Origin of the sequence: Nocardia carnea (assembly GCF_029869215.1) — a bacterium.
Taxonomy (GTDB): domain Bacteria; phylum Actinomycetota; class Actinomycetes; order Mycobacteriales; family Mycobacteriaceae; genus Nocardia; species Nocardia carnea_B.
This window is the reverse complement of sequence record NZ_JARWPM010000221.1, coordinates 1-8,473: the sequence shown is the minus strand read 5'-3', so window position 1 is coordinate 8,473 and position 8,473 is coordinate 1. Positions and strand designations below refer to the sequence as shown.

Annotated in this window: 7 protein-coding genes; 1 reads left to right on the top strand and 6 read right to left on the bottom strand. The window is 69.6% G+C overall.

Translation table 11 applies throughout. From position 1 onward, the window contains the following. Window positions 1-106: 106 nt before the first annotated feature. From guaA to guaB, 3 genes are all read right to left on the bottom strand, one after another. A complete protein-coding gene (gene guaA, locus QH276_RS15500; protein ID WP_280401934.1) occupies window positions 107-1,678 on the bottom strand; it encodes a glutamine-hydrolyzing GMP synthase in 1,572 nt (523 codons plus the stop codon). Window positions 1,679-1,732: 54 nt separating this feature from the next. Beyond that, window positions 1,733-2,911: a GuaB3 family IMP dehydrogenase-related protein gene (locus QH276_RS15495; protein WP_280401933.1), complete on the bottom strand. Its 1,179-nt coding sequence runs from the start codon at window positions 2,909-2,911 to the stop codon at window positions 1,733-1,735. A gap of 569 nt (window positions 2,912-3,480) precedes the next feature. Next, the gene (guaB, locus tag QH276_RS15490; protein WP_280401932.1) at window positions 3,481-5,022 is read right to left on the bottom strand and encodes an IMP dehydrogenase; all 1,542 of its coding nucleotides are present in this window, start codon (window positions 5,020-5,022) and stop codon (window positions 3,481-3,483) included. Window positions 5,023-5,295: 273 nt separating this feature from the next. Between guaB and QH276_RS15485 the strand changes: the two genes are divergently transcribed. Continuing rightward, window positions 5,296-5,709 (top strand): DUF5319 domain-containing protein, encoded by a 414-nt coding sequence (locus QH276_RS15485; protein WP_030522220.1) that lies wholly within the window; start codon window positions 5,296-5,298, stop codon window positions 5,707-5,709. Window positions 5,710-5,909: 200 nt separating this feature from the next. Here the strand turns inward: QH276_RS15485 and QH276_RS15480 are convergent, their stop codons facing one another. From QH276_RS15480 to QH276_RS15470, 3 genes are all read right to left on the bottom strand, one after another. After that, window positions 5,910-7,094, bottom strand: a complete 1,185-nt coding sequence (locus QH276_RS15480) for an anti-sigma-D factor RsdA (protein ID WP_280401931.1) — start codon at window positions 7,092-7,094, stop codon at window positions 5,910-5,912. Continuing rightward, a complete protein-coding gene (locus QH276_RS15475; protein WP_280401930.1) occupies window positions 7,087-7,665 on the bottom strand; it encodes a sigma-70 family RNA polymerase sigma factor in 579 nt (192 codons plus the stop codon). The genes QH276_RS15480 and QH276_RS15475 overlap by 8 nt, the downstream gene beginning before the upstream one ends. A 127-nt stretch (window positions 7,666-7,792) precedes the next feature. After that, the coding region (locus QH276_RS15470; protein ID WP_280406779.1) for a hypothetical protein at window positions 7,793-8,473 on the bottom strand (681 nt) is incomplete at its 5' end.

Genomic DNA, 8,473 nt, shown 5'->3' with positions numbered 1-8,473 from the left:
CCCCCCCCGCCCCCGGGGGGCACCCCCACCTCCCCAACCCCCCCCCCCCCCCCCCCCCCCCCCCCCCCCCCCCCCCCCGCCCGCGGGCCCGGGGCCCGTTTCCGGCTCATTCCCATTCGATGGTGCCCGGCGGCTTACTCGTCACGTCCAGGACCACCCGGTTGACCTCGCTCACCTCGTTGGTGATCCGGGTCGAGATCCGCTCCAGCACCTCGTACGGCAGCCGGGTCCAGTCCGCGGTCATCGCGTCCTCACTCGACACCGGCCGCAGCACGATCGGATGCCCGTAGGTGCGGCCGTCGCCTTGCACTCCGACGCTGCGCACATCGGCGAGTAGCACCACCGGGCACTGCCAGATCTGCCCGTCCAGGCCGGCCGCGGTGAGTTCCTCCCGGGCGATGGCATCGGCCTGCCGCAGCGTGCGCAGCCGGTCCTCGGTGACCTCACCGATGATCCGGATCGCCAGCCCCGGCCCGGGGAACGGCTGCCGGGCCACGATCTCCTCCGGCAGGCCGAGCTCCCGGCCGACCGCCCGGACCTCGTCCTTGAACAGCAACCGCAGCGGCTCGACCAGCTCGAACTCGAGATCGTCGGGTAGTCCGCCCACATTGTGATGGGATTTGATGTTCGCGGTTCCACTGCCGCCACCGGATTCGACCACGTCCGGATAGAGGGTTCCCTGCACCAGATATTCGACCGCCGGCGCCGCCTCCCCCGCGGTCTGCTCACCGACGACCTCGCCGACGGCGTCCTCGAACGACCGGATGAACTCGCGGCCGATGATCTTGCGCTTCTCCTCGGGGTCGGTGACACCCTTCAGCTCGCCCAGGAACTTCCCGACCGCGTCCACGGTGACCAGCCGGGCCCCGGTGGCGGCCACGAAATCCCGCTGCACCTGTTCGCGTTCACCCGCGCGCAACAGTCCGTGGTCGACGAAAACGCAGGTCAGCCTGTCACCGATGGCGCGCTGTACCAGCGCGCCCGCCACCGCGCTGTCCACCCCGCCGGACAGGGCGCAGATCGCATGCCCGTCGCCGATCTGCGCGCGCACCTTGTCGACCATCGCCTCGGCAATATTGGCCGGGGTCCAGTCGGGCGCGATACCCGCCATCTCGTGCAGGAACCGGCTCAGCACCTGCTGGCCGTGCGGCGAATGCAGCACCTCCGGGTGGTACTGCACACCGGCCAGCCGCCGGGCACGGTTCTCGAACGCCGCGACCGGCGCCCCCACCGTGGTCCCGGTGACCTCGAATCCCTCCGGCGCGTCGGTCACCGCGTCGCCGTGGCTCATCCACACCGGCTGCAGCCGGGGCAGCCCGTCGTGCAGCACGCCGCCGTCGATATCCAGTTCGGTGCGGCCGTATTCGCGGGTTCCCGTATTCGTCACGGTGCCGCCCAGCGCCTGCGCCATGGCCTGGAAGCCGTAGCAGATACCGAAAACCGGTACCTCCAGGTCGAACAGCCGCGGATCGAGCGCGGGCGCCCCCTCGGCGTACACACTGGCCGGGCCCCCGGACAGGATCACCGCCTGCGGCCGCTTCTCGGCGATCTCGGCAACGGTCGCGGTATGCGGCACCACCTCCGAGTAGACACTGGCCTCCCGGACCCGGCGGGCAATGAGCTGCGCGTACTGCGCACCGAAGTCGACAACAAGAACGGGTCTCTGGGAACGTGTCACCCGCACGAGTCTAATGAGCCCCGCCCAGCGCGTCGCACACCCATACCCCTGAGCTCAGGCACGCACGCTGAGGCCGACCTTCTGGAATTCCTTGAGGTCGGAGTAGCCGGCCTTGGCCATCGAGCGGCGCAGACCGCCCACCAGGTTCAGCGATCCGAACGGATCGTCGGAGGGACCGGTCAGCAGCTGTTCCAGGCTGGGCCGCACCGGCGCCGGCCGTGCTTGGCCGAGCAGCAGTTCGTCGGCGAGATCCCACGGCTCGTCCAGCGACAGCAGCGAACCGCGCGGCACCGAGGGATGCGCGGCCGCCGAGGGCCAGTACCAGCCGCGGCCGGGCGCTTCCGCGGCGATGGCCAGCGGCGCGCCGAGCATCGCCGCGTCCGCACCGCAGGCGATGGCCTTGGCCAGGTGGCCGGAGGTGTTGATATCGCCGTCGGCGATCACGTGCACGTAGCGGCCGCCGGTTTCGTCGAGGTAGTCGCGGCGGGCCGCGGCGGCGTCGGCGATGGCGGTGGCCATCGGCACCCCGATACCGAGTACTTCACCGGTGGTGGTGGCGCCGGGCTGCGAACCGTAGCCCACGATCACCCCCGCGGCGCCCGTACGCATCAGATGCAGCGCGGTGCGATGATCGCTGACCCCGCCCGCGACGACCGGGACATCGAGTTCGGCGATGAAGGTTTTGAGGTTCAGCGGTTCACCGGCACCCACGTGTTCGGCCGAGATGATGGTCCCCTGCACCACGAGCAGGTCGATCCCGGCCTGCAACAGCCCCGGAGTGAGTGCCTGCGCGTTCTGCGGGCTCACCCGCACCGCGACGGTGACCCCGCCGGCCCGCACCTGGGCAACCGCCGCCGCCAGCAGGTCGGGCTGCATGGGCGCCGCGTGCAGCTCCTGCAGGAACGCGACCGCCCGCTGATAACTGCCCTTGTCGGCGAGTTCGAGCAACTGGTCGATCTTGGCCCCGACATCGGCGTGCCGCGCCCACAGACCTTCACCGTTGATCACGCCGAGACCACCGCGCCGGCCCATCTCGATAGCGAATTCCGGGGAAACCAGGGCATCGGTCGGATGGGTCAGGAACGGGATATCGAACCGGTAGGCGTCGAGCTGCCAGGCCAGCGATACCTGACTCGCCGAGCGGGTCCGGCGCGAGGGAACGATATCGACATCGTCCAGCTCGTAGGTCCGGCGAGCCGTCCTACCCATACCGATCTCGACCATATCGCGCACGAAAACTCCTGTATTTTGGCGCCGCCACCTGCGGCGCGGGGCTGCGGCCCGCGACGTCGTCCGTCGATCCCGGGCCTGCACCCGCGGTGTGGACCCGATGTCGATACGCCGCGGCGCGGCCCACTGCGGACCTCGTCGGGCTCGGCACCGACGTCTCTGCGTTTCACCTGGTGAACTCGCGTATTGCGACTAAACCTTACACACCGTCGCGTAACGCGACCCGGACGGCTGCGCACTCACTGCGCACGTATTGCGCAAGCTGCCATTTTCTCCGCCTCCCCGGCAAGACCGCTCCCGGCCCCTCCGAGCAGCCCGCGGCGGCACCGCGCCCGCGTCCGGGGAACGCCGGACGAAGGCACAGGATCGTCGGGTTGTCCCACGGCCCGAGTGTAGGGACAGGCCGCCGCACTCCTGGGAGCCTCGCTGGACGCGTATCGCGGCGCAGGGCACGGACGAGTGCGGGCCCGACCGGGTGCCGGGCGGAACTCGGCACCCGGGCGGAGTTCGCGGCTACCGCGGCACCGGCCGCAGACCGGTTCGCCCGCGCCGGTGCCGAGCGTCCGATTCGATTACCGACCGGTGTAGTTCGGGGCCTCCACCGTCATGGTGATGTCGTGGGGGTGACTTTCCTTGAGACCCGCCGCGGTGATCTGGACGAACTGGGCCTGCTGCAAACCGGCGATGTTCTGCGCGCCGGTATAACCCATGGCCGCGCGGAGCCCGCCCACCAACTGGTGGATCACCTGGTTCACCGGACCGCGGAACGGCACCCGGCCCTCGATCCCCTCGGGGACGAGCTTGTCCTCGGCCAGCACATCGTCCTGGAAATACCGGTCCTTGGAGAACGACTTCGCCTGACCCCGGCCCTGCATGGCGCCGAGGGAGCCCATCCCGCGGTAGCTCTTGAACTGCTTACCGCCGACCAGGATCAGTTCGCCGGGTGATTCCGCGGTACCGGCCAGCAGCGAGCCCAGCATCACGGTGGAGGCGCCGGCGGCGATGGCCTTCGCGATATCACCGGAGAACTGGATACCGCCGTCGGCGATCACCGGCACGCCCGCGGGCGCGCAGGCCGCCACGGCTTCCAGGATCGCCGTGATCTGCGGGGCGCCGACTCCGGCGACCACACGGGTGGTGCAGATGGAGCCGGGACCGACCCCGACCTTCACCGCGTCGGCACCGGCCTCGACCAGTGCGGCGGCGCCGGCCCGGGTGGCGATATTGCCGCCGATCACCTGGATCCGGTCACCGACCTCGGCCTTGACCTTGCTGACCATGCTGAGCACCTGGCGCTGATGCCCGTGCGCGGTATCGACGACCAGCACGTCGGCGCCGGCGTCGGCCAGGGTCATGGCGCGCGACCAGGCATCGTCGCCGACCCCGACCGCGGCGCCGACCAGCAGCCGGCCGTCGCGGTCCTTGGTGGCGTCGGGGAACTGATCGGTTTTCACGAAGTCCTTGACGGTGATCAGCCCGCGCAGCCGGCCCTCACCATCGACGATGGGGAGTTTTTCCACCTTGTGGCGGCGCAGCAACCCGAGGGCGGCCTCCGCGGTGACGCCTTCCCGGGCGGTGATCAGCGGCGCCTTGGTCATCACATCGGCCACGCGCCGGTTCTGGTCGACCTCGAAGCGCATATCGCGGTTGGTGATGATGCCGACCAGCGCGCCCTTCTCGTCGACGACCGGCAGGCCGGAGATCCGGAACCGGGCGCACATGGCGTCGACCTCGGCGAGGGTATCGGTCGGGCGGCAGGTCACCGGATCGGTGACCATTCCGGCCTCGGACCTTTTGACCGTCTCGACCTGGCTCGCCTGATCGGCGACCGAGAGGTTGCGGTGCAGCACACCCATTCCGCCGGCGCGGGCCATGGCGATCGCCATCCGCGCCTCGGTGACGGTATCCATCGCGGAACTGACCAGCGGCGTCCGCAGCCGGACCTCGCGGGTCAGCAGGCTCGACGTCTCCACCGAGCTCGGAATCAGATCCGATGCCGCGGGAAGCAGCAGCACATCGTCGAAGGTGAGGCCGAGCATGGCGATCTTGTTCGGATCGTCACCACCCGTAGGAGGGCGGACAATCACGCGCTCGCCCGGTACGGGATTACTCATTCGGATCGACCCCTCCTGGACGTCGGCAACACTATCGGGATATAACGGCCCCCGATAGCGAACTGTTACTGGGAACGAACTGTGCGGCGCCGGCTCGATACAACCGGGCTGTTGGACCGGGTGAACGGGTACTCGTCAGCGCTCGACACCATGGTATCGGTCCGGCCGGACCGCCGATCAACTGAGGGTTCTGCCCCATCGATCGAGACCATCGGCGAAACTGACGGCGCGGACGGCTGGCGCAGACCACCCTGTTCTGCGTACCGTGGGGATGTGCGTGACCATCTACCACCTGGCTTGCCGCCGGATCCGTTCGCCGGAGACCCCGCCGACCCGTCCGCCGCGCTCGATGCCATCGAGCCGGGGGAGCCGCTGGATCCTCATGAGCGCCTTGCGGTCGAAGAGGATCTCGCCGATCTCGCAGTCTACGAGGCGCTACTGGCCCACCGCGGTATCCGCGGGTTGGTGGTGAGCTGCGAGGACTGTCGGCAGGATCACTATCACGACTGGGATATGCTCCGCGCCAATTTGTTACAGCTCCTGGTCGACGGCACGGTCCGCCCGCACGAGCCGGCCTACGATCCGACTCCGGAAGCCTACGTCACCTGGGATTACTGCCGCGGCTACGCCGATGCCTCGATGAACGAGGCATTCCACGGCGACGGGTTCGACGCTTTCGACAGCTGAGTCGGGCCGGACGAGCGAGTCCGGCATGATCGGCCGCCGCCGGGCGGCCGATCGCCTTTTCGTGTCCGCAGCCGCCGGGTCGCAACGCACAGACCTGGACGACCACATATCCCGGCACTCCCCGAATACGTGAACGGCCGCCCCACCGAGGCGAGGCGGCCGTTCGCGTATTCGACCGATTGTGGAGCCGCGGTTCCGGCTCAGTTCGTGGGCAGGCCCGGAACGATCGTCGTCGGGACCTGCTGCTGCGGTACCGACGGCACGCCGGTCTGCGGGAGCTGCGGTGCGGGCGGTTCGGCCGGTCCGGGGGAGCTGATCGTGGACGGCGGAACCTGAACGGTCGGCTCCACCGAATCGGCCCCCGGACCCGCCGGTGTGGTCGGGCCAGGGGCTTCGGGGACAGTCGTATCCGGCGCGATATCCGGAGCCGTCGTATCCGGCGCCTGCGTGTCCGGGGAACCCGTATCGGGTCCCGGACGATCGGGCGCCGGGGATTCGGGTGCCGGATTGTCGGGCGCGGTGGCATCCGGCGCGGACGGCCGGTCACCGCCCGGGCTGCCGGGCGCCTCCATCGGAAGCTGCTCGCCGGGTCCGGGAGTGGTGGTCACCGTGCCACCCGGGCGTTCGGACGTGCCGCCGGGTGTCACGGGCTTCACCGGAGCCTGCGGATCCGGGGCCGGAGCCTTTTCCTCGAGCTGGGCGGCGATCTCGGGGGCCACCTTGCCGACCTTGTCCAGCAGTTCTCGCCACCGGGCAACGAGCTCGTTGCGCTTGACCGGATCGTCGACCTTGGTGGCGTTCTCCGCGGCCTGTTCCAGCCGGGCCTTCGCCTGATCCGGCTTGTCCTGCTCGAGCAGAGCCTGCGCGGCGGCCATATCGTCGTCTGCGTACTGCACCACGGTGCTCTGGGCCTGTTCGCTGAAGACCACTTCCTTGACCCGCCACAGCGCGTCACCGGGTTCGGCCTGATACGAGAACACCGACAGTCCGCCGAACACCAGCGCCAACGCGGCCGCTGTGGTCGCGATGGGCCGCAGCAGCCGCAGCCGCCCACCGGATTGCGCGCTGATCCGCGCCTCCCGGGCACCGATCTCCTGGTTCACCGCCGCGACGACCGTATCCAGATCGGGTGCACCCGGAAGGGGTGGTGCCACGATCTCGGCTCGCCAGTCCGCCAGCAATGTCGCCAGCTGGAGCTCCTCGGTACTCTCGGTGGGGATGGGGCCGCCCCGGGCGATAGCGTCGATCAGTTCGTCGTCACGACGAACCGCGCTGATATCGACCGGTTCGGACCCGGCACCGGAGCCCTCGGCGTAGGGATCGGTGTTCCGCGATACGCGCCGCGCCCATTTGTCGCCCCGACCGCGCCCGCCATCCCTAGCCATACATTTCACCTGCCCTCGCCACTTGTGCCTTCAGTTTTGCGAGCGCCCTGTGCTGGGCAACCCGTATCGCTCCCGCCGTACTGCCCACGGCGGTCGCGGTTTCCTCCGCTGACAAACCCATCACCAGTCGCAGGATCAGGATCTCCCGATGTTTCTCCGGCAACGTGGCCAGCAGAGTGTTCATCTGCCGGCTCGTTTCGGATTCGAGAGCTCGCTGCTCCGGCCCGTGGTCGGTGGATATGACATCTGGTACTTCGGCCATCGCCTCCGCCTTGTTACGGGAGGCGTTGCGATGGGCGTCGGCAACCTTGTGCGAAGCGATTCCGTAAACGAAGGCCATGAACGGCCGACCCTGGTCCTGATACCTGGGTAGCGCGGTCATGACCGCTAGACAGACCTCCTGCGCGACGTCGTCCGCGGATAGTTGTCCACGCTCCGCGGCACCGATCCGCGCGCGGCAATAGCGCATCACCAGCGGACGGACCATCTCCAGTACCTGAGCTAGAGCGGACCTGTCACCCTGCGCAGCAGCGGCGACGGCGCGATCCATCTCTTCGCCCGTGTGCGTCATCGTCAGCGGATTTCCTGGCGTTACAAAGTGGCACGGCCGGTTACGGCCGGTGCTTCCGCCGGTCCAGCGGAACGGGATCAACAATAGGACACGGTCACGTGCGCGGGTCGAGACGGTAGAACCTGGGTTACCTTCCGCTGTCGTGAAATCGCCCGCCACGCCGGGCGATGAGTGCGCGACACGCGGCGGCGTCGGCCAGGGCGGCGGCACGGGTATCTGCGACAGGCTCCCCGGCGGAGGCCGGCAGGCCGCTTCGCAACATGGCACAGGCCCATCGCAACGGCAGCAGACCGGATTCCCGGCACTGGGTGTCCACCCGGGTGGCGAGTTCGGCCGCCCGCCCGGTGTCTCCCGTCACCGCGGCCGCCGCCGCGACCAGCAGTCGCGATTTCACCTGGTGGCGAATCGAGGGGCCGCACTCGGCCAGGGCCCGCGCAGCCTCCGCTTCGGCCAGCGCCTGCTGCCCCTGCCCACCGGCCAGCGCGGTTTCGGCCCGTACCCAGTGCAGCCGGACCAGCGCCCGGGAGCGGTCCTCGCCCGCCGGGGCGCACGGCCCGGCCGGTACTCCGTTCGCCGCGGGCCCCGGCACGTACCCGGCGTCGGCCAGCAGCGCGCTGCAGCGGTCGAGCAGCCTCGCGGCCAGCGCGAGGCGTCCGGTGCCGAGGGCGTCGGCGGCCAGACCGGTCAAGGCGTCGGCGGCCGCATCGAGGACGTCCGGCGCGCGGTGGTACCCCCGGCCGCCCCTTGAAGCTGTCGTAAACCGTGCCGCTGCGTAGCCGCTGCGCGCATCGGCTCCGACTGCGGGATC

Coding starts and splice junctions, on each gene's coding strand:
- guaB (WP_280401932.1), bottom strand. CDS start 5,022: ATGAGTAATCCCGTACCGGGCGAGCGCGTGATTGTCCGCCCTCCTACG.
- QH276_RS15480 (WP_280401931.1), bottom strand. CDS start 7,094: ATGGCTAGGGATGGCGGGCGCGGTCGGGGCGACAAATGGGCGCGGCGC.
- QH276_RS15475 (WP_280401930.1), bottom strand. CDS start 7,665: ATGACGCACACGGGCGAAGAGATGGATCGCGCCGTCGCCGCTGCTGCG.